Origin of the sequence: Massilia sp. CFBP9012, from assembly GCF_034045115.1 — a bacterium.
Lineage (GTDB): Bacteria > Pseudomonadota > Gammaproteobacteria > Burkholderiales > Burkholderiaceae_D > Telluria.
In genome coordinates, this window is the sequence record NZ_JAXCWM010000010.1 from 191,461 (window position 1) to 214,955 (window position 23,495).

A 23,495-nucleotide genomic window follows, 5' to 3' on the forward strand; every position below is an offset into this window, starting at 1 on the left:
TGCGGGGCGCGGGTGCTACACTGCGCGCCTTACACTCCAAAGCCACTGCCATGACCAACAAACAACAGCCTCCAGCAAAACAGCCAGCCGGGGCATCCACCGGCCGAGTGGCAAATCCCTTCCTCGACGCCGAGTTCTACCAGCGGATGCGCGACTACACCGAACGTGATGCCGCCTTCTCGAAAGAGTTGACCGCCATCGGTGAAAGTGGCGCGGGCAAGCAAAGCACCGACATGCGCACGGCGCCATCGCTGCAACTGCTGCGTGCAGTCGTCAAGAAAGGGGTGTCGCTGGACACCATGTTGGAGCGTATCGTGCAGGGTGTGGAAATGGGCCTGTGGGAGCCGTGGCTGAGCAGCTTCGGCATCGAGATCCGCGGCGTCAATTACGCCAAGGGTGAGCAGCGCAACGCCCGCCTGGCGCTCGACATGAGCCTGGCGTGCAAGGTCAATTCCGTGTTCGCCAACGCAGGCATCACCAACTGGCGCAGCCTGGTGGCCGAGGACTGCGCCCAGATCAAGATTGACAAGCCGACCGTCAGTTCCGGCGCCAAGCTGTACGCCATTTTCTATCTGGATGCGCCAGGAAAGTGACTAGCTAAATCAGCAGCTGAGCCCGGGGCGACATCGAAGCACCGGCACACGAATTTGCGATCTTCTACTTGGCAACCGGGCGACCAGGCCGTACCTGGATTACTCAGATCACTGGGTGACGGGAAGCTTCCAGCCCGGCCTGATGAAATGGCAGGTGTACCCGTTCGGAATGCGTTGCAGATAGTCCTGGTGTTCTGGCTCGGCTTCCCAGAAAGGTCCCGCCGCGGCGATCTCGGTGACGGCCTTGCCGGGCCAAAGGCCGGATGCGTCGACGTCGGCGATGGTCTGCTCGGCCATGCGCTTTTGTGCGTCATTGAGATAATAGATGCCAGAGCGATAGCTCATCCCCCGATCATTGCCCTGACGGTTCTCGGTGGTCGGGTCATGGATCTGGAAAAAAAATTCGAGGATCTGGCGATAGCTGATCTGACCCGGATCGAACACCAGTTCGAGCGCTTCTGCGTGCGTGCCATGGTTGCGATAGGTGGCGTTGGGCACGTCTCCGCCAGTGTAGCCGACGCGCGTTGACAGCACGCCGGGCATACGGCGCAGCAATTCCTCCATGCCCCAGAAGCAGCCGCCGGCCAGGATGGCGGTTTCAGTTTGCGTTGTCATTGATTGCCTTTGCTTGAACGAGTGATGTACCAAAAAGTACATCTTCCCACGTTGGTCTATTCTTCGCTGCGACTGTCGCGTGACGGCTGATCGCGGCATCACACCAGCAGCGTGGATTGCGGCAGTTGCAGGCTGGAGGATAGTTCAGCATGGCCTCCTTGTCCCTCGTGCGAAAGTCCGACTGGGGCATTCGCGAGCTGACCGGCAAGCGCGCTCAGAATCAGCTGTGCGGTCTCCGCCGGCGCATCCCAGTGCGGGAAATGGCCACACCGCTCGAACCAGTGCAGTTGAGCATCCGGGAACAAGGCCAGCGCGCGCCTGGCTTGACGCGGAAAGCAGACCCGGTCACGCCGTCCCCAGCCAATGACGAGCGGATGCGCGATGCTGTTGCGCGGAGCCCCTTGCTGTTCCTCACCGTAGGCGAGCTGGGCCAGCAGTTCATCGAACGCCGGCGAGGCCACATAGCTGCACAATTCATCGCTCACGATGTCCGGCGGGAGCTTGGTCGGACGGGCAGAAAATTGTGCCAGCAACAAAGCGCGACCAAGAGGGTTGGCGCAGACTGCCGGCAATACCGGACGAAGCAATCGCAGCAGCCGGATCGACAGGTAGATCGAGCTGAAGAACGCGTGACGCTCCCATCCCTGCCAGAAACCACCCGGATTGAGCGCCACCACGCCGCCGACGATCCCACCGCGTCGCGCCAGTTCCAGCACCAGCCGCGCGCCCATCGAGCTACCGACCGCATCGATGCCAGTCAATCCATGGGCATGGAGGAAGGCGGCGGTTTCATCGGCCAGGGTGCGGATCGAGGTTTCGCCGGCCAGGCGCGGCGTCTGGCCAAAGCCGGGCAGGTCTACTGCGATGACTTCGCGCCTCGTCGCGAGATCGGCCAGGATGGGATTCCAGCTCTGCCAATGGCCGCCAAGGCCATGGATCAGAAGCAAAGGCTTGCCGGTGCCGCAACGAATGTGATGCATGATCGATCCTCCCATCGCACGGGCGTGCGGTTGCCACCAGCGTACCGCAGCGGGCACAACGACTGCGTCCGTTAGGAATGCTTGCCCAGATCAACAACGATCGCGTCTGGCGGCCGTTCCTGCCTCGCATCGGTAAATACGACTGTCCTTCCTTAGGATATTTGCTCATCAAGAAGCTTTTCGACAGCCCAGCTTCTGCGTACCATGTGGCTTGATGTGTCTTGGAGATAACAGCTGGCAGGCAATGCCCAAGCATCGACGGGCTTGCGGCTGCGTGTATCGACGATTTCAAAGTCCCCTTATAAGCAAAGGCTACGATGACTGCACAAGCAACTGGCGCAAAACCGCGTGGATTGAACCGTGTCCTGAACTGGATCGAGGTGGCAGGCAACAAGCTGCCCGATCCGGCCATCCTGTTCGCACTGCTGCTGGCCGTGGTCTGGGCCACGTCCTGGGCCATGTCCGGCCTGGTCTTCAACGACATCGACCCGCGCACCGGTGCGCCGATCGAGATCAGGAATCTGCTGGCCCCGGCCGCCCTGACGGATTTCATGGCGAAGATGGTCAATACCTTCGTCACCTTTCCGCCGCTTGGCGTGGTGCTGGTGGCGATGCTGGGGCTGGGCGTGGCGGAATACACGGGCTTCATCAACGCCGGGCTGCGCAAGATCCTGGCGGTGACACCGAAACTACTGCTAACGCCCGTCCTGATCGGTGTCGGCATCCTGAGCCACGTGGCCGTCGATGCCGGCTATGTGCTGGTCATTCCGCTGGGCGCCGTCATCTTCTATGCCGCCGGACGCCATCCGCTGGCCGGTATCGCGGCCGCCTTCGCCGGCGTATCGGGCGGCTTTTCAGCGACCTTCTTCGTGCCCTCCAGCCTCGATCCGCTGCTGGCCGGCCTTACCCAGGTCGCGGCGCGGCTGTCGTCCGACCCGGCCGCCGCATCGATCGTGATCAATCCGCTCAATAATTACTATTTCACGACGGCCTCGACCTTCCTCGTGATCCTGGTCGGCTGGTTCCTGACCGACAAGGTGATCGAGCCGCGGCTGAACAAGAGTTCGCCGGTCGATGGCGATCCTGCCGGCCTGCCCACGATGAATGCGCTGCAGCCGAACGAGATCAAGGGCCTGCGCTGGGCCGGCATCGCGATGGTCGCCAGCCTGGCCCTGCTGCTGCTTTCGCTGATGCCGGAAGGCTCGGCCTGGCGCTCGTCGAGTACGGGCGAGCTGACGCATTCGTCGGCGCCACTGATGCAGTCGATCGTCGCGCTGATCTTCATTTTCTTCCTGATTCCCGGTGTCGTCTACGGCTATGTCGCCGGTACCGCGAAGAACCACCGCGACATCGTCAAGGGCATGAGCCATGCGATGAGCGGCATGGGTTACTACGTGGTGATGGCATTCTTCTGCGCGCAGTTCATCTTCGCCTTCGGGCAGTCCAACCTGGGCGCCCTCATCGCGCTCAAGGGCGCGTTGTGGCTCAGGGAGATGGCGTTCCCGCTGGGCCTCACGCTGGCGGGCATCGTGATTCTGTCGGCCACGGTCAATCTGTTCATCGGTTCCGCGTCCGCCAAATGGGCCCTGATCGCGGCGGTAATGGTGCCGATGATGATGGAGCTCGGCGTGTCGCCGGACATGACGCAGGCCGCCTACCGGGTGGGCGATTCGTCGACTAATATCATCACGCCTTTGCTGCCGTATTTCCCGCTGATTATCGTCTTCTGCAAGAAATATGTGCAGTCGACTGGGATAGGCACGCTGATTGCGCTGATGCTGCCTTATTCGCTCAGCCTGATCGTGACGTGGACGGCATTCCTACTTGCCTTCTGGGCGCTGGAACTGCCGCTGGGGATTGGGTCTTCGTATAACTATCCGGTGGAGCGCTGACAGGTCGGGGAGCGCTGCTTCAACGCGGCCCTGAATCCCAGAAATGACAATGCCCACGCGATGAGTGGGCGTTGTCTTGAATCCTAGTGCCCTGGGAGCAGAATCGAACCACTGATGAGTACCGTCCAGTGCATCTGCATCACCTTTGACACGAAAGAAATGGTTTAATATACAAAATATTTCTTTCGAGTCTGATATGGCGGAACTTCTTCTATACTTGGAAAATGCCGAAAAGGTATTTGTGTTCGACCAGGTCTATCCTCTGAGCGCTGCCACCGAGCAGGCGAACCAGAAAAAATTGAATGCTTTCGGGATGCTGGCGAAGTTGAATCCGTTCAAACGCCCCAAGGAAGAAACTGTCCTCCTTTCGAAGCACGTCTTGCGTTATGAGCCATTTTGGCATGTAGTGACGACTCGTTCAGTCGATTACTCACGCGAGCTGATCTATCCTGTGGAGATCGGTAATGCGTATGCAAAAAAAGTCCTCATCAACGGCAAGGAGTATTCGATTGCAGAGCAAGGAAATAAGCGGTCGATCAACCTGCAGGGAGTCGAGTTCTCCCATAGGAAAATCAATTACGAAGATCACTTGGACGGGCTGTCGCGCGACCTGAAAAAGGGAGTCCTGGCGAATTACATCAACAAGTACAAGGTGCAGGAGCATACCGTACTGGAACTGCCCGAAGCGATCGTCCCGCAACTACGTTTGCCGATGCTGCTGCAGAAGATTCGCCAGACGCTGGACGCAGAAGTAATCAATGCCCACGAGTTTCAGGAAGACATCGTTACGATCGAAAAAGTGTACCTCTATTACCGTCCTGTGTTTGCATTCGAATTTTCCTGGACAACCGAGGACAAGGTAGGCGTGATTGAAGTCGACGGCCTGACGGGTGAAGTGATCGAAAATGGCCAGTGGTTCAAAGAAAAGCTGCAGGCGATCACGACCCGCGAAATGCTTTTCGAAATGGGCTCGGAACTGGCCGGCGCGTTGGTTCCCGGTGGCGGGACGGCTGTAAAAGCGATCGAAAGGATCACTGCCAGCTGATGCATAAGCCGGGATGCCAGTTTCGAAGCTGACTTCTTGGGCGACGGATCACAGAAACGACAACGCCCACTTGCATGAGTGGGCGTTGCGTGAACGATGTTCTTGGTGGCCCGGGGCGGAATCGAACCACCGACACAAGGATTTTCAATCCTCTGCTCTACCAACTGAGCTACCAGGCCAAGAGGCCGCAATTATAGCAGCGTTTGCGCCGGGTCAACAACTCGGGCGCGGCAACAGTTACCCCCTGGACGAGATCCGCTGCGCATGGTCCCGCTCCAGCGCCAGGCGCGACTCGCGCCTGCCCTTGGCTTCCTCGAAGCGACGCAATTCATCCGGCGAAGACGGTTCCAGTGGCGGAATCGCCGCCGGCTTCTTGTCGTCGCCCACCGCCACCATCGTGAAGAAGCAGCTGTTCACATGGCGCACCACCTTGCTGCGAATGTCCTCGGCAATCACCTTGATCCCGATTTCCATCGAGCTGCGGCCGGTGTAGTTCACGGCCGCCAGGAAGGTCACCAGTTCGCCCACGTGGATCGGCTGGCGGAATGTCACCTGGTCGACGCTCATCGTCACCACGTAGCGGCCGGCGTAGCGGCTGGCGCAGGCGTAGGCGACCTGGTCGAGCAGTTTCAGGATGGTGCCGCCGTGCACGTTGCCGGAAAAGTTGGCAGTGTCGGGCGTCATCAGCACTGTCATGCTGAGCTGGTGGGAAGGCAGGTTCATGGTCATGTCATTACAAAAGGTATTCGGTGCTTGATGTTGCCTTAGAAACTGCTGCGCGGCAAGTTCGACCGTTGGCGGAGTCCATTATTGCGCCACTCAAAGCACGCATATCGACATACCAATAAAATCGTAGTCATTGAAAAACGAATCGTATAGGCTCGGCAAAATGAACAGCGAATTTTTCCATCAAGGCGGATCGGTGCAGTGGCAGCTCGGTCCCGTCATCGACGCATTGCGCACCTCGCGCGAATCCACCCACAATATCCGGCACCAGGGCAGGGTGCGCGAGTTGCCGTCACGTGACGTCGTGCGCCAGATCGTGGACGGCGTTTCCGCCGCCCTGTTCCCGACCCATTACGGCCGTCCCGACCTGAACGACGAAAGCATCGACTACTTCGTCGCCGACACGCTCAACGTGGCGCTCGACCGCCTGGCCGAGCAGGTGCGGCGCGCGCTGCGCTTTTCGCCCGAGTTCTCTTCCGAGCATGACCAAACCGAGGATGCCGTGCTGGCCGAGCGCGCCCGCGCCATCACGCGCGAGTTCGCCGCCAGCCTGCCCGGCGTCCGCGGGCTGCTGGTGTCCGACGTGCAGGCCGCGCTGGCGGGCGATCCGGCCGCCACCTCGGTGGCCGAGATCATGCTGTGCTATCCCGGCACCATCGCCATCCTCTACCACCGCATCGCGCATTGCCTGAATCGCCTCGGCGTGCCCTTCCTGGCGCGGGTGGCGGCCGATATCGGCCACTCGCTCACCGGCATCGACATCCACCCCGGCGCGCAGATCGGCGGCAGCTTCTTCATCGACCACGGCACCGGCGTCGTCATCGGCGAAACCGCGATCCTGGGCGAGCGCGTGCGCCTGTACCAGGCCGTCACGCTCGGCGCCAAGCGCTTCCCGGTCGACGAGAGCGGCGCCCTGGTCAAAGGCACGCCGCGTCATCCGATCGTCGAGGACGACGTCGTCATCTATGCCGGCGCCACCATCCTCGGCCGCATCACGATCGGCGCCGGTTCGACCATCGGCGGCAACGTCTGGCTGACCCAGAGCGTCCCGCCGGGCAGCAATGTGTCGCAGGCGCAGATGCGCAACACCTGAGTCATCAGATGGCGTGCGCCGCGTGCAGGCTGTCGAGGATCGCCGGTTTCAGCGGCGACAGCGCCAGCTTGCCGCGTTCGCGCGGCCACGGCGCGTCGTTGGTGAACTCCGCGCGCACCGGTCCGGGCACGCCATCCATCAGCACCACGCGGTCGCTGAGATAGATCGCCTCATCGATATCGTGGGTCACCAGCAGCACCGTCAGGCCGCGCTGGCGCGCCGCTTCCGCCAGCAGGTCCTGCAGGCGCATGCGGGTGAAGGCGTCGACCGCCGAAAACGGTTCGTCCAGCAGCAGCACGTGCGGCTCCAGATACAGGCCGCGCGCGATGGCTGCGCGCTGGGCCTGGCCGCCCGACAGCTGCTTGGGCAGCGCATCGCCATAGCCTTTCAGGCCGACTTCTTCCAGCAGGGCGTGGGCCCGCTCCAGGTTCGGCCGCGCGTGTCCGCCGAAGACGACGTTTTGCGCCACCGTCAGCCATGGGAACAGGCGCGGCGCCTGGAACACCAGGCCAACGTCGGCATCCGGCCCTGTCAACTGGCGGCCGTCGAGGCGCACCGCGCCGCGGTAGTCGCCGTCCAGTCCCGCCACGATCGACAACAAGGTGCTCTTGCCGCAGCCGCTGGCGCCGACCAGGCTGACGATTTCGCCCTGGTCCAGTCCCAGGCGCAGGCCCCGCAGCACCGTGCGCACGCCGTGGCGCTTGTCATCGATGGCGATCTCGAGAAAGCTCATCGCGTCGTCCTTTCCACATAGCTGTCGCGCCAGGCCAGCCAGCGCCGTTCCAGCGCCTGCATCGCGCTGTCGCTGGCCTTGCCCAGCAGGGCCAGCAGCACGATCGCCGCCAGCATGATGTCGGCGCGGCTCGATTCGCGGCCGTCGGTCAGCAGATAGCCCAGGCCGCGGCTGGCGGCGATCAGCTCGGCCGCCACCATGAACATCCACGCCAGGCTCAGGCCGTTGCGCAGGCCGGTCAGCACCGAGGGCAGGGCCGCCGGCAGCAATACCCGGCGCGCCAACGCCAGGGGAGAGAGGCGATACAGCAGGCCGACCTCGGTCAGGCCGCGGTCGACGCCGCGGATGCCGGCCACCACGCCCATGTACACGGGGAAGAAAGCGCCGATCGCGATCAGGATGATCTTCGGCGCCTCGTCGATGCCGAACCAGAGCAGCAGCAGTGGCACCCAGGCCAGCGAGGGAATCGCGCGCAGCGCCTGGAAGGTGGGATCGAGCACGCTTTCCGCGCGCCGGTTCAGGGCAACCAGTGCGCCCAGCGGCAGCGCCAGCAGGGCGCCGGCGGCAAAGCCCGCCGCCACCCGCAGCGTGCTGGCGCCGACGTGGCCGGCCAGGCCGTTCTCCAGCAGCCAGGACAAGGATTCGAGGACGGCGCTCGGCGGCGGCAGCAGATTGGCCGGCACCAGGCCGGCGCGCACACCGGCTTCCGCGCCGATCAGAACCAAGGCCGGCAGCAGCAAGCCCAAAGGGAAGCCGAGGCGGCGCCATGCGCGCCGCGGTGGTGACTGCGGAGGCGCTTCCAGGGTGATGGCCTGCCGTTCCATGTCAGGCCTTGGTGAGCTGGCGCGCGAAGCTGGTGTCGACCAGGCCGGCAATCGCCTTGTCCAGGTCCGTGCCGGGGCGCACCAGCGCCTCGTCGCGCAGGATCGGCGCCGCCAGTTGTAGCGCGCGCAGGTGTTCGGCGGTCGGCTGGGCGTTGCTGAAGTCCGAGCGCAGCTTGACCTGCAGCAGCGCGACTGGCAGCGGCACCTTGGCATCAAGCGACAGGATTTTCGCTGCTTCGGACGGATTGGCGCGGGTCCAGGCGCGGGCGCGCTCGTAGGCCTTGATCACGCGTGCGGTCTCGCTCGCGCGGGTGGCCAGGAACTCTTCGCGCACGTTCAGGAAACCGTAGGTATTGAAGCCCACGTTACGGTACAGCAGGCGCGCGCCGCCATCGAGTTCGGCCGCCGCCATATGCGGATCGAGGCCGGCCCATGCGTCCACGCGGCCCTGTTCCAGCGCGGCCCGGCCATCCGCGTGCTGCAGGCTGACGTGTTCGATGTCGCTGCGCTTCAAGCCCACGGTCTGCAGGGCGCGCAGCAGGAACAGATAGGGATCGGTGCCCTTGGTGGCGGCCACCTTCTTGCCTTTCAGGTCGGCCAGGCTGCGGATCCGGGAGTTCCTGGGCACCACCAGCGCCGTCCACTCGGGCCGCGAGAACAGGTAGGGCGTGCGGATCGGATTGCCGTTGGCGCGGGCCAGCAGGGCCGCCAGGCCGGCGCTCGACCCGATGTCGATGCTGTTCGCGTTCAGGTACTCGAGCGCGCGGTTGCTGCCGGCGCTGAACACCCATTTGATGCGGGTGCCGTCGGCCTTGAATTCTTCTTCGAGCCAGGCGAAGTGGCGCAGCACCAGGCTGGTGGGCGAGTAGTGGGCGTAATCGAGGCGCAGCTCCTGCAGCGGCGCTGCGCGTGCGGGCAAGGCGGCGAGGGCGGCGCCGCTGGCGGCCAGTTGCAACAGGCTTCTTCGTTTCATGATGGTCCTTTGTTGGTGATTCAAGCTGCCTGAATGCCAGACAGCGGGGATGCGATCTCGACCCGGCTGCCCGGGTGGCCGGGCGCCAGGCGCGGGCCCTGGCCCAGCAGTTGTCCGCGCAGCGTGCCACCGCTTGGCGTAGCGTCATAGCGGCCGCGCCGCGCCAGTTCGGGCACGATGTGCTCGACCACCAGCGCCATGTCTTCCAGCGGCAGCGCGAAGGCGAGGTTGAAGCCGTCGGCGCCGGTGTCGTCGATCCACGATTCGAGCTGGTCGGCCACCTGGCGCGGGTCGCCCACGATGATCGGGCCGCGTCCGCCCAGGCCGATGAATTCGGCGGCTTCGCGCACCGTCCAGTCGCGGCCCGGGTCGGCGGCGCTGAGCGAGGCCAGGGCCGAGCGGCCGGCGTCGGTGTCGATGTACTCGATGGTGTCGTCCAGGTGGTGGCGCGCGAAGTCGACGCCGGTCCAGCCGGACAGCAGGGTGAGTGCGGCCTCGACGTCGACGTGGCGCCGGTATTCCTCGAGCCGCGCCTGCGCCTCGGCCTCGGTCGCGCCGGTGATGACGAGGGCCTGGGCATACACCAGCAACGTATCCGGATCGCGGCCCTCCACACGCGCGGCGGCGCGCACGGCATCGACGCCGCGTTTCACCACCGCCTTGCTCGGACCGCTGATGAAGGTGGCTTCGGCATGGCGCGCGGCGAAACGGGCGCCGCGCGGCGAGGCGCCGGCCTGGTACAGGAAAGGCGTGCGCTGCGGCGACGGTTCGCACAGGTGAAAGCCCGGCACGTCGTAGTAGCGGCCCTTGTGCCGGATCGGGTGCACCCTGGCCGGGTCGGTATGGATGCCGCGCTCCTTGTCGCGCTTCACCGCGTCGTCCTCCCAGCTGCGCTCCCACAGCTTGTAGACGACCTCCATGTACTCGTCGGCCAGGTCGTAGCGCTCGTCGTGGCCGAGTTGCTGGCCGAGGCCCAGGTTGCGCGCGGCGCTGTCGAGGTAGCCGGTGACGATGTTCCAGCCGATCCGGCCACCGCTCAGGTGGTCGAGCGTCGACATGCGACGCGCGAAGGTATAGGGATGTTCGTAGGTCAGGGCGGCGGTGACGCCGATCCCGAGGCGCGTGGTGGCGTGGGCGATCAACGGCACCAGGGCCAGCGGATCGTTCAGCGGCACCTGCACGCCGTGGCGCAGCGCGGCTTCCGGACCCTTGCGGTAGACGTCGTACACGCCCAGCACGTCGGCCAGGAAGATGGCGTCGAAGCCGCCGTGCTCCAGCAACTGCGCCAGCTCGATCCAGTAGCCGGGCGTCAGGTAACGCTCGCTATCGCTTCTCGGATGGGTCCACAACCCCGGCGACTGGTGGCTCGGGGTGTTCATCTGGAAGGCATTGAAGCGGATGCGGCGCGCCATCACCTGGCTCCAGTCGATTGCAGCGCCAACTGGTAATCGGTCTTGGCGTAGTCGGCGAAATGCTTGTTGGTGACGTCCAGGAAGGCGCGCGACTTGTAGGCGGCGGCCAGGTCGCGCGCGAAGGGCTTGTCGCGGTCAGGCGTCCTGACCGCCACCAGGTTGGCGTAGGCCGGCGAAATCTTCTCGGTGCGCAGCGCGTCGCGCAGCTTGAGGCCTGAGGCCAGCGCGTAGTTGCCGTTGACGAAGGCGTAGTCGGCATCCTGCAGGGAGCGCGGCAGCTGGGCAGCCTCCAGCGGCAGCAGCTTGATGCCCTTCGGGTTGGCGGCGACGTCGCGTTCCGAGGCGCGGATCGGATCGATGCCGGCACGCAGCTTGATCCAACCCAGTTGGTCGAGCATGACCAGTGCGCGCGCCTGGTTGGTCGGGTCGTTCGGCAGCGCCACGGTGCTGCCGCTTTTCACGGCGTCGAGGCTCTTGTGGCGGCGGCTGTAGATGGCGATCGGCGCGGTCGGCACCTTTACCAGTTCGCTAAGCGCCAGCTTGTGCTGGGCGGCGAAGCGGTCCAGATAGGTCACGTGCTGGAACACATTGGCGTCGAGCGAGCCCTCGGCCAGCGCGAAGTTGGGCTGGATGTAGTCGTTGAATTCGACGATGCGCACCTTGTAGCCCTGTTTCTCGAGGATCGGCTTGATGCCCAGCCTGACCTGGTCGGCATACGGCCCGGCGCTGGTGCCGATGACGATTTCCTTTGGGTCCTTTGCCTGCGCATTGGTGGCGACGGCGAGGGCGATGGCCAGGATCAGCGGGCTGGCGAGCAGGATGCGGCGGTTCAGGCTCATGGGGTTCCTTCCGTTTCTTTTTTCATTGACGGTTCAGCGCTTGTCCAGGCGGCGCGCGATGCGTCCGCCGCCGAACTGGATCATCTGCACCATGGCGATCAGGATCGCGACCGTGACCACCATGACGTCGGTCTCGAAGCGGTAGTAGCCGTAGCGGATGGCGAGGTCGCCGATGCCGCCGCCGCCCACCACGCCGGCCACCGCCGAATAGGACAGGAAGCTGATGGCGAGCACGGTCAGCGCCAGCACCAGGCCGGACCTGGCTTCCAGCAGCAGTACCCGGGTGACGATCTGCAGGCGGGTGGCGCCCATCGCTTCGGCGGCCTCGATCACGCCGCGCGGCACTTCGTGCAGCTGCTGTTCGACCAGGCGCGCGAAATAGGGGATGGCGGCGCAGGATAGCGGCACGCTGGCGGCCAGCGGGCCGATCGAGGTGCCGGCGACGATGCGCGTAAACGGCACCAGGGCCACCATCAGGATGATGAAGGGGAAGGAGCGCACGGTGTTCACCAGCCAGCCCAGCACTTTGCCGATGCTGCGGCCACGGCCTGGTTCGCCCGAGCCGTTGAGGAACAGGACCACGCCCAGCGGGCCGCCCAGCAGTACTGCGGCCGAGAGGCCGATGCCGAGCATGAGCAGGGTTTCGCCGAAGGCGCGCCACAGCTCGGGGGCGACGATCAGGAATTTTTCAAGCATGCAGCTCTCCTGGCGGAAGGCCGGCATGGACGGCTGCGGCATGGGCTTCGGTGGCGTGAGCTTCGGTGGCGTGATACAGCAGCTCGCGGCCGAGCGAGGTCTTGCGCGGCTCGCGGTGGTCGCGCAGGTCGAACAGTTCGGCGATGCGGCCATCCTCGACCACGGCCGCGCGCTGGCACAGGCTGCCCAGCGCCTGCAGCTCGTGGCTGACGATGACGATCGTCACCCCGAGGCGCGCATTGATGTCGCGCAGCGTATCGAGCACGCTGCGCGTGGTGTCCGGGTCGAGGGCCGACGTCGGCTCGTCGCACAGCAGCACCGTGGGATAGCTGGCCAGCGCGCGCGCGATTGCCACCCGCTGCTTCTGGCCGCCCGACAGGCGCGCCGGATAGCTGCCCGCCTTGTCGAGCAAGCCGACCAGTTCCAGGCATTCGGTCACGCGCGCCTTCAGGCGCGGCGCGTTCATCGCGCCGTGGATGCGCAGCGGGAAGGCCACGTTCTCGAATACGGTGGCGTTGGCGAGCAGGTTGAAGTGCTGGTAGATCATGCCGATGCGACGGCGCGCTTCGCGCAGCTCGCGCGCGCCGAGGGCGGTCAGTTCCTGGCCGGCGACGCTGATGCTGCCGCTGTCGGGCTTTTCAAGAAGGTTCATCAGGCGCAGCAAGGTCGACTTGCCGGCGCCGCTGCGGCCCACCAGGCCGAAGATCTCGCCCGGCAGGATGTCGAGCGAGACGTCGCGCACGGCGTCGAAGCGGCCGCCTTCGGGCAGCGGAAAGGCCTTGCTGGCGCGCTCGACGCGGATGACGGGTACGGAAGCTGTCATGTCGGGCCGGTCAGGAATAGGGTGTCGGATCGGGCACGCGGCCGCTGAGCGCGTAGCGCCCCAGGTCGCGCAGCTTGTAGTCGACCGGGTCGTGCAGGGTGTGCACGCGCGCGTTGCGCCAGAAGCGGTCGAAGCCGAAGCGGCCCGACGTGGCGCGCGCGCCGAGCAGTTCGAACATCTGGTTGCTGATGTCGATCGCGGCGCGATGGGCCAGCACCTTGGCCTCGGCCACCGCGATCGCCACCAGGCCGCGATCGCGCGCCGTCACCGCGTCGCCCTTGCGGATGGCGGCATCGAGCTGGCGCCCGGCCTCGTCGGCCAGCAGCGCGGCGGGACGCACCGTCAGCCACAGCTGGCCGTAGCGGTGCTGGCTGAAGGGATCGTCGATCGCGTCGTCCACGCCGGACGCGAACCAGGGCCGTGCCTGTTCCAGCGTGTAATCGCGTGCGGCGTCGAAGGCGCCTTGTGCGATGCCGAGATACAGATTGGCCATGATCAGCTGGGCGACCTGGGAGCGCAGGGTCGAGCGGGCGGTCGGCGCCTGGCCGGGTGCCTGCAGCACCAGTGCGGTCGGCAGGTAGACCTTCTCGAAGTGGACGTTGCCGCTGTCGGTCTGGCGCTGGCCGAAGGCGTCCCAGTCGGCCTCCACGTGCACGCCGGCCTGCTCGGTCGGCACCACGGCGATCAGGGCGGCGTCGGCTTCACTGTCCCAGGCCGACACCGTCAGCCAGTCGGAACCCACCGAGCCCGACGAAAAACTCTTGACCCCGTCGAGGATGTAGCCGGCCGGCGAGGCGGTGGCGCGGGTGCGCTTGTCGAGCGGGTTCAGGGCGTTGCCCCAGAACAGCTTCTGGCGCACGGTGGCGGTGAGCAGGCTGCGCTGCTGCAGCTCGGTGCCGTAGAGCCCGATGCCGGCCAGTTGCAGGTGGTGGAAGCCGAACAGGTGGGCCAGCGCGCTGTCGGCCTTGGCCAGGATGCGCACCGCCGCCATCACGGTGGCCCAGTCGGCGCCCTGGCCGCCGAACTCGGTGGGGATCGACAGCGTGAGCAGGCTTGAAGCGCGGATCAGTTCGCGCTCGTGCTTCGGGTGGCCGCCGGCGCGGTCGCGTTCGACGGCGGTGGCGGCCAGGCGCTCGGCCAGGTCGGCGGCGATGGCCAGCGGATCGGGTGTGACCGCGGTGGCGTAGTCGTCTTGTGGACGCAATTGCTGCAGGATGGAGGACATGGGACCGTGTGCCGATGTTGGGTGAACTGCCATCTTGCATCCCAAGCCGGCGCCGCGTGAACGAAGAAAACCGGCCATGAATATGCGCGAAAAGTTAAAACGGCAAACGCATATCGATGAGTGAAACGATTCGTTGGGCCGATCTCGCGCGCGGCGTACGCTGTGGCGATCGTTGTCAGAACTGGAAATCACCATGAGCGTCATCTTGCTGGGCGGTAGCCCGTCGTCGCAATCGTCCTGCAGCCGCCTGTTGCAGCACGTTGGAGATAAACTCGCCGTCCACGGCTGGCGCACGACGCGTCTCGAGGTACGCGAGCTGCCCGGCCCAGCCCTGCTGCGCATGGACGCGAACGACCCGGAACTGGCGCGCGCGCTGGCGCTGGTGGCCCAGGCCGATGCGCTGGTGGTGGCCACGCCAATCTATAAGGCGGCCTACACCGGCATGCTCAAGCTGTTCCTCGACCTGCTGCCGCAGGACGGCCTGCGCGGCAAGGTCGTGCTGCCGCTGGCGACCGGCGGCAGCCAGTCGCACCTGCTGGCGCTCGACTATGCGCTGCGCCCGGTGCTGGCGTCGATGTCGGCGCGCGCCATCCTGTCGAGCATCTATGCCACGTCCGAGCAGGTCGCCTGGGACAGCGAGCGCGGCACGCGCCTGGCGGGCCCGATCGCCGAACGTGTCGCCGAGGGTATCGAACAGCTCGACGCCGAATTGCAGGCGCGTGTGCAGACCGCGGCTGCTGCCTGATTCACCGAGGATTTACTGTGTCGACTCCCAACATTTTCTGGTTCATCCCTACCCACGGCGACAGCCGTTATCTCGGCACCACCAAGGGTGCGCGCCCGGTCAATGCCGACTACCTGAAGCAGGTCGCGGTCGCCGCCGATACCCTCGGCTACGACGGCGTGCTGCTGCCGACCGGGCGCTCCTGCGAGGACGCCTGGATCGTTGCCTCGTCGCTGATCAACGCCACCACCAGGCTGAAATTCCTGGTTGCGATCCGTCCCGGCCTGTCGACGCCGGGGCTGGCGGTGCGCATGGCCTCCACCTTCGACCGCTTGTCGAACGGGCGCCTGTTGATCAATGTCGTCACCGGCGGCGACCAGGGCGAGCTCGAAGCCGACGGCCTGTACGCCGACCACAGAAAGCGCTACGAGATCTCGAGCGAATTCTTCAAGGTCTGGCGCGCCAGCATGGCGGGCGAGGGCGGCGCGGCGGGCTACGATTTCGAGGGCACCCACATCCAGGTCAAGGGCGCCAAGACCTTGTATCCGGCCGTGCAGAAGCCGTATCCGCCGCTGTACTTCGGCGGCTCGTCCGAGCCCGCGCACGAGCTGGCGGCCGAGCAGATGGACGTCTACCTGACCTGGGGCGAACCGCCGGCGGCGGTGGCCGAGAAGCTGGCCGACATCCGCGCGCGCGCCGCAAAGTATGGCCGCACGCTGAAATTCGGCATCCGCCTGCACGTGATCGTGCGTGAAACCAATGAAGAAGCCTGGCGCGCGGCCGACGAGTTGATCAGCCACCTGGACGACGACACCATCGCCCGCGCCCAGGCTGCGTTCGCGAAGATGGACTCGGTCGGCCAGCGCCGCATGGCGGCCCTGCATGGCGGACGGCGCGACCAGCTCGAAGTCTCGCCCAATCTGTGGGCCGGCGTGGGCCTGGTGCGCGGCGGGGCGGGGACGGCGCTGGTGGGCGACCCCGAGACGGTGGCGGCGCGCATGCGCGAGTACGCGGATCTGGGCATCGAGACCTTCATCCTGTCGGGCTATCCGCACCTGGAAGAGTCGTACCGCTTCGCCGAACTGGTGTTCCCGCTGCTGGGCAAAGGAACCGAGCACGGAGAGCAGTCGATCACCGGACCATTTGGCGAGATGATGGCCAGCGATATCCTGCCAAAGAAGGCCGCCTAGCACCGTCGTCAGCGCGCTTTGCTATGATGGCGCGATGACTATCCTGCTGGTTCCCGGCTATATGGCCGACGAGACGCTGTGGGACGGTATGCGCGACCGGCTGGCCCCCTTCGGCCCGCTGGCGCATGCCGACCTGCGTCACGATTCCACCCTCGAGGACCTGGCGCGCCGCGCATTGGCCGAGGCGCCGCCGTCCTTCATCCTGATCGGCTTTTCGATGGGCGGCTATGTCGCGCGCGAGATCGTGCGCCAGGCGCCCGAACGCGTGCGCGCGCTGGTGCTGATCGCCACTTCGACCCGGCCCGATTCCGACGCCGTCCGCCAGGGCAAGCGCACTGTGGCCCGGGCGGCGGCGTCGGTCTCGTTCGCGGGGCTGAGCCGCACCGCGATCGCCAGCTCGCTGCATCCGCGCGAGGTGGACAACGAGGCGCTGATCGAGCGCGTGCGCATGATGGGCGTGCGGCTGGGCGGTGTGGCTTTCCGCAACCAGTCGCTGGTCGAGCGGCCGGGCGACCTGCATCTGCTGGGTGAGATCCGCTGTCCGACCCAGGTGGTGGCGGCCGGGCACGACCGCCTGCGCAGTCTCGACGAAGCGCGGGAGCTGCATGCGGGGATCGCGGGGGCACAGTTCGCGCTGGTCGAGGATAGCGGGCACATGATTCCGCTCGAGGCCCCGCAAGCATTGTGCGATGTGATCGTGCCGTGGCTGGCGCAACTGCGGGCGCAGATGCCGGAAGCCTGAATCAGGCCTGCGCGACCCTCGCGCACCAGCCGTCCAGGCCGCGGATCGCTTCTTCCTTGAGCTTGGCCTCGATCTCGATAAACGGCGCGGCGAGATAGGACGAGGGCATCGTCGCGATCAGGTCGGAATGCTGGCGGTCGTTGAATCCTTCGCGGCCGTTCGAAATGTGCACCAGCTGGTGGGCCGGGTCGGGCCAGGTGGCGCGCGCCCTGGCCACCATCTCGGCCACGCTCGGGTGCTCGTAGCTGTCCAGCTTTTCGTGGACGATGTGGTGATGGGCGTCGAACACCATCGGCACGCCGGCGCGCACGCATACGGCGTGGATCTCGTCGGCGCTGTAGGCGTATTCGTCATTCTCCAGGCCGATGCGGCAGCGGATCGCGTCCGGCAGTTCGGCAATGCGCGCGACCAGCTTGTCCTCGCGGTCGGACTTGCCGCCGTGGATTTCCAGCAGCGCCCAGGGTGAGCGCGGCTGGTCCAGCAAATCCATGATGTCGGCGTGCATCTGCAAGATCTTGACGCTGTTGGCCACTACGTCGTCCGAGTCTGAACTGAGCACCACGAACTGGTCGGGATGCATCACCAGGCGGATGCCGCGCTCGATCGCGCGCCGGCCCGAGCGGCCCAGGGTGTCCTTGAACTGTTGCAGGATGTCCAGCCCGAACGGCGTATCGGAAAACGGGAAGATCGACGAGGGCATGCGGTAGAGGGTGATGCCTTCGCGCTCGCAATAGCGCAGCGCATTGTCCAAGGTCTGGATATTGTCGCGATAAATGTCTTCCAGCACGCGGCGCTGGTTATCTTCCGAATGCTCGAGCAGGCGCTTGCGCGTGAGCGCGCGGTAGCGCACGTCCTTGGAAACGGTGATGCAGACGAGGCCGAGTCGTGGTTGCGGGGCGGACTGGGTCATGTGTTCTGGGCCGGCGCAGCGAGACGCGGACGGGAGGTTGATGTTGATGGGCAGTCTATCCGAAGCAGCTTTCAGGAGAGGCATGACTCGGGACGCAATCCGGGTCGAAGGCGGGGCAGGCGTGGCGCCTTCCCTCCGGTCCGTCACTTAGCGCGGCGCGGCGAACACCTGGGTCCAGTAGATGATGCCGGTCTGCCGCTCCGGCGTGACGCCATAGGCGGCGCCCATCTCGGTGAAGTCGCGGTTCATGATGTTGGCGCAATGTCCAGGGCTGTCGAGCCAGCCTTCGACGGCTTCGCGCGGCGAACGCTGACCGAAAGCAATGTTTTCGCCCACCCGGCGCCAGCTGTAGCCGGCGCGCAGGGCGCGGTCGGTGGCCTGGCTGCCATCCTTGGCACGGTGGCTGAAGTAGCGCCCTGTGGCCATGTCGCGGCTATGGGCCAGTGCGGCATCGCCCAGCGCGGGGTTCCAGCTCAGGGGCGGCGCCGCCGGGAACGCCTGCTTGCCGCAGGAGCGGGCACTGGCGCGCGCGGCATTGACTTCAATCAGGATCGCGCGACCGGCTTCGCGCCAGTCGGGATAGGTGGCCGAGGGCAGCGGCGGCGCCGGACGCGCCAGCACGACGGTCCAGGTCGTGCCCTCGCGGTAGCTGCCGACGGCCGAGAAACGATCGCTCAGCAATACCTTGCAGTATTTCTGTGCCAGCACGTTCATGGCGGCCTGGGCATCCTCGGGGCCGGTGACGTAGACCGCCTGTGCCTGCGCGACGGCGTAACCGGCTTGTTCCAGTGCGGATTCGATGAAGGTGCCGGCGCCGATGCGCACCTGGGCCAGGGCCGGTTGCTGGTCGAGCGCAGCGGTCGCCGCGGCGGGAAGTCCGTCGCAGGCGCCAGGATTGGCGCGGTAGGCATTGACCAGTGTTGCCAACGAATCGCTATCGCCGGCCTGAGTGGGCAGGGCGTGTGTGGCAGGCAGCGCCAGCAGGGTGGCCGCCACCGTCAGCAGCGCCTGGCGCAGTGCAGGGGATTGTGGACCTGGCATCGAACTCTTCAAGGACGGCATGATGGCAGGCGATACCGGCGCGTCATATAAGCTGGGGATGAAAGATTCAGAAAGCAAGAACGCCAATGGCGTCGGCGCGGTTTGCTGTTCTGTTGGTGAAGATGGGGACGGCTGCCGGGATTTCCAGATGCACTGCCGCCGTCAGCAGGTGCGGCGGCATTGACCGTGGCAAGCGACGCGGCATTGGTCGCCGCGGTTTGCCACGTCTGTTCTTACTGTGTGGGTTGTTGCAATTGCGTTTGCGACGTGCGCACAAGCCTGGAAACATCTAGTCCCTGGGCCGTGAGGCGCGTGAGCAGGGCGTCGTATGCGGCCGGCTCGACCTGGGGCGTCCGCGACAGGATCCACAGGTATTCACGCTTGGGTTCGCTTACCGCGGACAACTGGTATTTGTCGTCGAGGTCGATGACCCAGTAATCCCCCCACACCATCGGGATGAAGGACAGGATGGCCGGCGCGAAACGCACCTTGAGCTTGGGCGACGTGGCGCCGCCGAGCTGGCGCGCCACGCCGTCGGCCATGTCGAATTTGCCCTCGGCGGTGCGGCAGCGGTTGACGACTTGCACCCGGCCATCTTCGCTCAGGTTGTAGCTTGCGGTGGTGTCACCGACGCATTTTTTCTGGAAATCGTTGGGGAATTTTGCGATCTCGTACCAGACGCCCATATAGCGCGGCACCACGAGCGATTCGATCGGCTGCAACGGTCGGGTGTTGTCCGCTGCCAGCGCCGGAATGGCGCACAGGGCGGACAGGACCAGGGCGGCGCACGGCGCGAAGAACGAAAGCTTGGCGTTCATCGGAACCTCTTGTAAATATTCGGGCTCCTAGCATAAATGACAATGGGATTGCTGTGTCGCATGATTTGCAAGCGCGCCGCATGACAGTATTTGCCAGGCCGCGCGAGCAAGTCTCCGGCAGGTCTAGAGCGCGGACAGCGCCGGCCCGTCCGGCTTGCCAAGCCAGGTGGTCGCGAACTGCTTTTGCACGGCTGCGAGCGCGGCTTCGTCACCACGTTTGCGGTACACCTCCATCAAGCCGCGCAATGCCCAGCCATTGCTTGGGGTGCGCGCCAGCGAATCGCGGAAGACTTTTTCGGCGGCGTCCGGCTGTCCGCTGCGCAGGAGCGCCATGCCGAGCGACTGGCGCACCGGGTAATACCAGTAGGGCGGCTCCATATAGGGCAGGGCGTCCTGCACCGCGATTGCGCTGCGGTAGGCTTTGACCGCACGCGGCAAGTCACCCCGCGCATCGGCGATCCGGGCCCGGGCCACCGCGCGGGCGGTCTGGACGATCTCTTGACCGGGAATATTCCAGTCGTTCACCGGCTTGAAGTCGCCGTTCTTCTCGATCTTGTCGAGCGCGGCGACTTGTCGTGCGGCCGCATCGAAGTCACCCTTGCGTGCATGGCCGACGGCGCGCGCGTAATGCCACATCGCCTGAACGAGCACGAACTGGGGGCCTGGGTCGGGGAGCGCGAGCAGGGTGTCCGCATCGCTGAACTGGACGTGGGCGAAGTAGGGCGCCGACTTGACCGGCTGCAGCGCGCCGATGGCGGTCAGGAGGTCTGGCGTGATCACCTTGTCGAGCTTGCCTGCGGCTTCGAGCGCCGTGCGGCCATCGCCGCCCATCAGGGCCGACACCATCACGAAGTGGATATTGTGCGGGTAATAGGCGCCCCGGTAGACGGGATCGCTGGCCGCGTCGGCGAAGTAGCGTTCGTCGGTGGCGATCGCCAGGACATTCGCGCGCAGCGCGTCGCGATACATGCCCAGCCGGTAATAGATGTGCGAGGGCATGTGCACGATGTGGCCGGCGCCCGGGATCTGGCTTGCCAGCACGCGCGCGGCGGGCAGGGCTTTCTCGGGCCGGCTCGAGGCTTCCATGGCGTGGATGTAGTAATGGGCGGCCCCGGCATGGGTCGGGTTGCGCGCCAATACTTTCTCGAGTGCGGCGACCAGCTCGGCCGTGCGGTTCTTGGGCTTGGCGCCGCCGGCCGCCCAGTAGTCCCACGGCGACAGGTCCATCAGCGATTCGGCGAATAGCACCTGGATGGTGTCGTGGGTGGGGTAGTCGCGCGCGACCTCGGTCATGGCATCGGCGTAGGCCTTGTCGAGCGCGGCGCGGTCGGCGCCGGGGTCAAGGCTGTAGCGGCGCACCACGGCGCGGATCACGGCCTGCTCTTCGGGCCGGGTGCGCGGCGCCAGGCGGCTCGCCTCGGCCGCGGCGGCCACCGCCGGTGCGACGGCCTCGGGAAACATGGGGGCGTTGATGTTCGGGCCCAGCACCAGCGCCTCGCCCCAGTAGCACATGGCGCAGTTCGGGTCGGCGTCTTGCGCGGCGCGGAAGGCGCGCGCCGCCTCGGCATGGTTGAAGGCGAAGGTCAGGCGGACGCCCTGGTCGAAATAGGCCTGGGCGCGCTTGCTGGCGGTGGTGATCGGCACGCGCAGCTTGCCCAGGTTGTCGTACAGGGGCGGCGGCGCGGCCTTGCCTGGTTTGTCTGCGGGCTTGGTGCCCGACGTGGCCGGCGCCTGCTGGCCGGGTGTGAACGGGCGCGTCTCGGTCTGGGCCTGCACCAGATGGGCCAGGAGGGGCGGCGCACCTGCGCGTGTCGGTGCGCAGGTGGCGCTGGTGGCCCCGGCGAACAGCGGGTCGAAACCGGTATTGGCCGTGCCGCGCCCGGACCATAGCGATGGCATGGCGGCAAGCGCCACTGCGCCGATCACGGCGATGGCAAGAATGATGATTGCGGCGGCAATGCCACGCGGAACAAGGCGCGGTCGTTTCATGGTGAGACTCCTCGGAGGCGGCGCCGTGTCTGCGGTGCCTGCCTTGTCTTTGGAGTCGCATCGGCCAGCTGATTTCCCAATTCAGGATTGAGAAGGCACAAGGTGTAGCGTCGAACCATGGGTGGCACGGGCTAGTCATATCGAAAACCTGCCTGCTCAAGGAGACCGATCATGACCCAGCCAGCCCAACCCTCGCCGTCGCCCCAGGCGGGCCCCGGCACTGCCGGCCCCGACCTCGCCGCGATCAAGCAACGCCAGCAGGCCACCTGGGCCAGCGGCGACTTCGCGGTCGTCGGCGTCACCCTGCAGATCGTCGGCGAACTGCTGGCCGAGGCCACCGACGTGCGCGCCGGCGAGCGCGTCCTCGACGTCGCTGCCGGCAACGGCAACGCCACGCTGGCCGCGGCGCGCCGCTTCGCCCGCGTCACGTCCACCGACTACGTGCCGGCGCTGCTCGAGAAGGGCAGGGCGCGCGCCGCCGCAGAGGGCCTGGCGATCGATTTTCGTGAAGCGGACGCCGAGGCGCTGCCGTTCCCGGATGCCAGTTTCGATGTGGCGCTATCCACCTTCGGGGTGATGTTCGCGCCCGACCAGGCGCGCGCCGCCGCCGAGATCCGGCGCGTGGTGCGGCCCGGCGGACGCATCGGTATGGCGAACTGGACGCCCGAGGGCTTCATCGGCCAGCTGTTCAAGGCGGTCGGCAAGAACATCGCGCCGCCGGCCGGGCTGGCGTCGCCGCTACTGTGGGGAAATGAAGACCATGTGCGCCAGCTGTTCGGCGCCGACGCGCTCCAGGCGCGCATCACGCGCAGGATGTTCAACTTCCGCTACGCGTCGCCCACGCACTGGGTGCATGTGTTCCGCGATTACTACGGACCGCTCAACCGGGCGTTCGCCGCCCTTGCGCCGTCTGCCGCCGACGCGCTCGAACAAGACTTGCTGGCCCTGATCGACCGCTTCAACACTGCCGGGCCCGATTCGATGGTGGCGCCGGCCGAATACCTCGAGATCGTGCTGACCCGCGAGGCGGCGGGCGCGCTGCATTAGGCTCCAGGCGCCGGTCGCGGTGCGTGCTTATACCTTGCGAACGAATTCCGTCTTGAGGCTCATGGCGCCGAAGCCATCGATCTTGCAGTCGATGTCGTGATCGGCGTCGACCAGGCGGATATTCTTGACCTTGGTGCCTTGCTTGATCACGCCGCCCGAACCTTTCGGTTTCAGGTCCTTGATCACGGTGACGGTATCGCCATCCTGGAGGATATTGCCTGACGCATCTTTGTAGACGCGCACGGTGTCGGTCGCTGCGGCTGCCTGGACCGGCCACTCATGGGCGCATTCCGGGCAGACATATTGGCCGCCGCCATCTTCATAGGTATAGGCGGACTGGCATTGGGGGCATGGAGGAAGGGTGTGCATGTAAACCTTGGATATCAAACGCTGGCCCGGGAGGGCCGCAAACAGGGAGGGTGGTGATCGGACGCCGCGCCGTCGACGCGGATGCGCGCCATCGGACAGAACCTGCATCGTCAGGGATGACGCGGAGCATTGGGCAGGCGCCGACTACCATCAGTCAGCGCGTATGATACCAGAAGGAAACATGCCAACTCCCAGC

The 23,495-nt window shown here is 65.7% G+C and carries 25 protein-coding genes and 1 tRNA gene; 9 read left to right on the plus strand and 17 right to left on the minus strand.

Annotated elements, in window-relative coordinates:
- Positions 1 to 50: 50 nt before the first annotated feature.
- On the plus strand, positions 51 to 593 hold the full coding sequence (locus tag SOM61_RS17950; protein ID WP_320475348.1) for a hypothetical protein: 543 nt from the start codon (positions 51 to 53) through the stop codon (positions 591 to 593).
- A gap of 108 nt (positions 594 to 701) precedes the next feature.
- Here the strand turns inward: SOM61_RS17950 and msrA are convergent, their stop codons facing one another.
- Together msrA and SOM61_RS17960 are read right to left on the minus strand one after the other, a co-directional pair.
- Positions 702 to 1,208, minus strand: coding sequence for a peptide-methionine (S)-S-oxide reductase MsrA (gene msrA / locus SOM61_RS17955; protein ID WP_320475349.1), 507 nt, complete (start codon positions 1,206 to 1,208; stop codon positions 702 to 704).
- Between the two features lie 98 nt (positions 1,209 to 1,306).
- A complete protein-coding gene (locus SOM61_RS17960) occupies positions 1,307 to 2,188 on the minus strand; it encodes an alpha/beta fold hydrolase (RefSeq protein WP_320475350.1) in 882 nt (293 codons plus the stop codon).
- A gap of 317 nt (positions 2,189 to 2,505) precedes the next feature.
- Here SOM61_RS17960 and SOM61_RS17965 point away from each other — a divergent pair, with 317 nt between their 5' ends.
- Positions 2,506 to 4,080 carry an AbgT family transporter gene (locus SOM61_RS17965; protein WP_320475351.1) on the plus strand — a complete coding sequence of 525 codons (1,575 nt, stop codon included), beginning with the start codon at positions 2,506 to 2,508 and terminating at the stop codon, positions 4,078 to 4,080.
- 196 nt (positions 4,081 to 4,276) lie between these two features.
- Positions 4,277 to 5,125, plus strand: coding sequence for a hypothetical protein (locus tag SOM61_RS17970; RefSeq protein WP_320475352.1), 849 nt, complete (start codon positions 4,277 to 4,279; stop codon positions 5,123 to 5,125).
- Positions 5,126 to 5,228: 103 nt separating this feature from the next.
- Here the strand turns inward: SOM61_RS17970 and SOM61_RS17975 are convergent.
- Positions 5,229 to 5,304 (minus strand) — tRNA-Phe (locus SOM61_RS17975).
- Between the two features lie 58 nt (positions 5,305 to 5,362).
- Complete coding sequence (locus SOM61_RS17980; RefSeq protein WP_320475353.1) at positions 5,363 to 5,848, minus strand: acyl-CoA thioesterase; 486 nt, start codon at positions 5,846 to 5,848, stop codon at positions 5,363 to 5,365.
- Between the two features lie 166 nt (positions 5,849 to 6,014).
- Between SOM61_RS17980 and epsC the strand changes: the two genes are divergently transcribed.
- On the plus strand, positions 6,015 to 6,944 hold the full coding sequence (gene epsC / locus SOM61_RS17985) for a serine O-acetyltransferase EpsC (RefSeq protein ID WP_320475354.1): 930 nt from the start codon (positions 6,015 to 6,017) through the stop codon (positions 6,942 to 6,944).
- 4 nt (positions 6,945 to 6,948) lie between these two features.
- Here the strand turns inward: epsC and SOM61_RS17990 are convergent, their stop codons facing one another.
- The 8 genes from SOM61_RS17990 to SOM61_RS18025 are packed head-to-tail and all read right to left on the minus strand — an operon-like array spanning position 6,949 to position 14,469.
- Complete coding sequence (locus SOM61_RS17990) at positions 6,949 to 7,677, minus strand: ABC transporter ATP-binding protein (RefSeq protein WP_320475355.1); 729 nt, start codon at positions 7,675 to 7,677, stop codon at positions 6,949 to 6,951.
- Positions 7,674 to 8,501, minus strand: a complete 828-nt coding sequence (locus SOM61_RS17995; RefSeq protein ID WP_320475356.1) for an ABC transporter permease — start codon at positions 8,499 to 8,501, stop codon at positions 7,674 to 7,676. The genes SOM61_RS17990 and SOM61_RS17995 overlap by 4 nt, the downstream gene beginning before the upstream one ends.
- Position 8,502: 1 nt before the next feature.
- Positions 8,503 to 9,474, minus strand: coding sequence for an aliphatic sulfonate ABC transporter substrate-binding protein (locus tag SOM61_RS18000; RefSeq protein WP_320475357.1), 972 nt, complete (start codon positions 9,472 to 9,474; stop codon positions 8,503 to 8,505).
- A gap of 20 nt (positions 9,475 to 9,494) precedes the next feature.
- Positions 9,495 to 10,886 (minus strand): LLM class flavin-dependent oxidoreductase, encoded by a 1,392-nt coding sequence (locus SOM61_RS18005; RefSeq protein WP_320475358.1) that lies wholly within the window; start codon positions 10,884 to 10,886, stop codon positions 9,495 to 9,497.
- Positions 10,886 to 11,725 carry a MetQ/NlpA family ABC transporter substrate-binding protein gene (locus SOM61_RS18010; protein ID WP_320475359.1) on the minus strand — a complete coding sequence of 280 codons (840 nt, stop codon included), beginning with the start codon at positions 11,723 to 11,725 and terminating at the stop codon, positions 10,886 to 10,888. Before SOM61_RS18010 ends, SOM61_RS18005 begins: the two co-directional genes overlap by 1 nt.
- Positions 11,726 to 11,758: 33 nt before the next feature.
- A complete protein-coding gene (locus tag SOM61_RS18015) occupies positions 11,759 to 12,421 on the minus strand; it encodes a methionine ABC transporter permease (protein ID WP_320475360.1) in 663 nt (220 codons plus the stop codon).
- Complete coding sequence (locus SOM61_RS18020) at positions 12,414 to 13,244, minus strand: methionine ABC transporter ATP-binding protein (RefSeq protein WP_320475361.1); 831 nt, start codon at positions 13,242 to 13,244, stop codon at positions 12,414 to 12,416. The genes SOM61_RS18015 and SOM61_RS18020 overlap by 8 nt, the downstream gene beginning before the upstream one ends.
- Positions 13,245 to 13,254: 10 nt before the next feature.
- Entirely contained in the window at positions 13,255 to 14,469 is a 1,215-nt protein-coding gene (locus tag SOM61_RS18025; RefSeq protein WP_320475362.1) for an acyl-CoA dehydrogenase family protein, read from the minus strand.
- Positions 14,470 to 14,662: 193 nt separating this feature from the next.
- On the opposite strand from SOM61_RS18025, the gene ssuE reads away from it, so the two are divergent.
- Genes ssuE through SOM61_RS18040 form a run of 3 tightly spaced genes read left to right on the plus strand, consistent with a single transcriptional unit; the run spans position 14,663 to position 17,125 of the window.
- Positions 14,663 to 15,214, plus strand: coding sequence for an NADPH-dependent FMN reductase (ssuE, locus tag SOM61_RS18030; protein ID WP_123070397.1), 552 nt, complete (start codon positions 14,663 to 14,665; stop codon positions 15,212 to 15,214).
- Between the two features lie 17 nt (positions 15,215 to 15,231).
- Entirely contained in the window at positions 15,232 to 16,383 is a 1,152-nt protein-coding gene (gene ssuD / locus SOM61_RS18035; protein ID WP_320475363.1) for an FMNH2-dependent alkanesulfonate monooxygenase, read from the plus strand.
- A gap of 34 nt (positions 16,384 to 16,417) precedes the next feature.
- Positions 16,418 to 17,125 carry an alpha/beta fold hydrolase gene (locus SOM61_RS18040; protein ID WP_320475364.1) on the plus strand — a complete coding sequence of 236 codons (708 nt, stop codon included), beginning with the start codon at positions 16,418 to 16,420 and terminating at the stop codon, positions 17,123 to 17,125.
- Between the two features lies 1 nt (position 17,126).
- Here SOM61_RS18040 and uvsE read toward each other — a convergent pair whose 3' ends face one another.
- Positions 17,127 to 18,035: a UV DNA damage repair endonuclease UvsE gene (uvsE, locus tag SOM61_RS18045; RefSeq protein ID WP_320475365.1), complete on the minus strand. Its 909-nt coding sequence runs from the start codon at positions 18,033 to 18,035 to the stop codon at positions 17,127 to 17,129.
- 147 nt (positions 18,036 to 18,182) lie between these two features.
- Positions 18,183 to 19,076, minus strand: coding sequence for a CAP domain-containing protein (locus SOM61_RS18050; RefSeq protein ID WP_320475366.1), 894 nt, complete (start codon positions 19,074 to 19,076; stop codon positions 18,183 to 18,185).
- 19 nt (positions 19,077 to 19,095) lie between these two features.
- Here SOM61_RS18050 and SOM61_RS18055 point away from each other — a divergent pair, with 19 nt between their 5' ends.
- Entirely contained in the window at positions 19,096 to 19,260 is a 165-nt protein-coding gene (locus tag SOM61_RS18055) for a hypothetical protein (protein WP_320475367.1), read from the plus strand.
- A gap of 49 nt (positions 19,261 to 19,309) precedes the next feature.
- Here SOM61_RS18055 and SOM61_RS18060 read toward each other — a convergent pair whose 3' ends face one another.
- Positions 19,310 to 19,894, minus strand: coding sequence for a lipocalin family protein (locus SOM61_RS18060; protein ID WP_320475368.1), 585 nt, complete (start codon positions 19,892 to 19,894; stop codon positions 19,310 to 19,312).
- A 123-nt stretch (positions 19,895 to 20,017) separates the two neighbouring features.
- Positions 20,018 to 21,883, minus strand: a complete 1,866-nt coding sequence (locus SOM61_RS18065; protein WP_320475369.1) for a tetratricopeptide repeat protein — start codon at positions 21,881 to 21,883, stop codon at positions 20,018 to 20,020.
- Between the two features lie 171 nt (positions 21,884 to 22,054).
- On the opposite strand from SOM61_RS18065, the gene SOM61_RS18070 reads away from it, so the two are divergent.
- Positions 22,055 to 22,930, plus strand: coding sequence for a class I SAM-dependent methyltransferase (locus SOM61_RS18070; protein WP_320475370.1), 876 nt, complete (start codon positions 22,055 to 22,057; stop codon positions 22,928 to 22,930).
- 27 nt (positions 22,931 to 22,957) lie between these two features.
- On the opposite strand, the gene SOM61_RS18075 is transcribed toward SOM61_RS18070, so the two are convergent.
- Positions 22,958 to 23,299, minus strand: coding sequence for a zinc ribbon domain-containing protein YjdM (locus tag SOM61_RS18075; RefSeq protein ID WP_320475371.1), 342 nt, complete (start codon positions 23,297 to 23,299; stop codon positions 22,958 to 22,960).
- Between the last annotated feature and the right edge of the window lie 196 nt (positions 23,300 to 23,495).

Excerpts from the sequence above, each read along its gene's own strand:
- SOM61_RS17950 (WP_320475348.1), top strand. The coding sequence starts at position 51 with ATGACCAACAAACAACAGCCTCCAGCAAAACAGCCAGCCGGGGCATCC.
- msrA (WP_320475349.1), bottom strand. The coding sequence starts at position 1,208 with ATGACAACGCAAACTGAAACCGCCATCCTGGCCGGCGGCTGCTTCTGG.
- SOM61_RS17960 (WP_320475350.1), bottom strand. The coding sequence starts at position 2,188 with ATGCATCACATTCGTTGCGGCACCGGCAAGCCTTTGCTTCTGATCCAT.
- SOM61_RS17965 (WP_320475351.1), top strand. The coding sequence starts at position 2,506 with ATGACTGCACAAGCAACTGGCGCAAAACCGCGTGGATTGAACCGTGTC.
- SOM61_RS17970 (WP_320475352.1), top strand. The coding sequence starts at position 4,277 with ATGGCGGAACTTCTTCTATACTTGGAAAATGCCGAAAAGGTATTTGTG.
- SOM61_RS17980 (WP_320475353.1), bottom strand. The coding sequence starts at position 5,848 with ATGAACCTGCCTTCCCACCAGCTCAGCATGACAGTGCTGATGACGCCC.
- epsC (WP_320475354.1), top strand. The coding sequence starts at position 6,015 with ATGAACAGCGAATTTTTCCATCAAGGCGGATCGGTGCAGTGGCAGCTC.
- SOM61_RS17990 (WP_320475355.1), bottom strand. The coding sequence starts at position 7,677 with ATGAGCTTTCTCGAGATCGCCATCGATGACAAGCGCCACGGCGTGCGC.
- SOM61_RS17995 (WP_320475356.1), bottom strand. The coding sequence starts at position 8,501 with ATGGAACGGCAGGCCATCACCCTGGAAGCGCCTCCGCAGTCACCACCG.
- SOM61_RS18000 (WP_320475357.1), bottom strand. The coding sequence starts at position 9,474 with ATGAAACGAAGAAGCCTGTTGCAACTGGCCGCCAGCGGCGCCGCCCTC.
- SOM61_RS18005 (WP_320475358.1), bottom strand. The coding sequence starts at position 10,886 with ATGGCGCGCCGCATCCGCTTCAATGCCTTCCAGATGAACACCCCGAGC.
- SOM61_RS18010 (WP_320475359.1), bottom strand. The coding sequence starts at position 11,725 with ATGAGCCTGAACCGCCGCATCCTGCTCGCCAGCCCGCTGATCCTGGCC.
- SOM61_RS18015 (WP_320475360.1), bottom strand. The coding sequence starts at position 12,421 with ATGCTTGAAAAATTCCTGATCGTCGCCCCCGAGCTGTGGCGCGCCTTC.
- SOM61_RS18020 (WP_320475361.1), bottom strand. The coding sequence starts at position 13,244 with ATGACAGCTTCCGTACCCGTCATCCGCGTCGAGCGCGCCAGCAAGGCC.
- SOM61_RS18025 (WP_320475362.1), bottom strand. The coding sequence starts at position 14,469 with ATGTCCTCCATCCTGCAGCAATTGCGTCCACAAGACGACTACGCCACC.
- ssuE (WP_123070397.1), top strand. The coding sequence starts at position 14,663 with ATGAGCGTCATCTTGCTGGGCGGTAGCCCGTCGTCGCAATCGTCCTGC.
- SOM61_RS18040 (WP_320475364.1), top strand. The coding sequence starts at position 16,418 with ATGACTATCCTGCTGGTTCCCGGCTATATGGCCGACGAGACGCTGTGG.
- uvsE (WP_320475365.1), bottom strand. The coding sequence starts at position 18,035 with ATGACCCAGTCCGCCCCGCAACCACGACTCGGCCTCGTCTGCATCACC.
- SOM61_RS18050 (WP_320475366.1), bottom strand. The coding sequence starts at position 19,076 with ATGCCAGGTCCACAATCCCCTGCACTGCGCCAGGCGCTGCTGACGGTG.
- SOM61_RS18055 (WP_320475367.1), top strand. The coding sequence starts at position 19,096 with ATGATGGCAGGCGATACCGGCGCGTCATATAAGCTGGGGATGAAAGAT.
- SOM61_RS18060 (WP_320475368.1), bottom strand. The coding sequence starts at position 19,894 with ATGAACGCCAAGCTTTCGTTCTTCGCGCCGTGCGCCGCCCTGGTCCTG.
- SOM61_RS18065 (WP_320475369.1), bottom strand. The coding sequence starts at position 21,883 with ATGAAACGACCGCGCCTTGTTCCGCGTGGCATTGCCGCCGCAATCATC.
- SOM61_RS18070 (WP_320475370.1), top strand. The coding sequence starts at position 22,055 with ATGACCCAGCCAGCCCAACCCTCGCCGTCGCCCCAGGCGGGCCCCGGC.
- SOM61_RS18075 (WP_320475371.1), bottom strand. The coding sequence starts at position 23,299 with ATGCACACCCTTCCTCCATGCCCCCAATGCCAGTCCGCCTATACCTAT.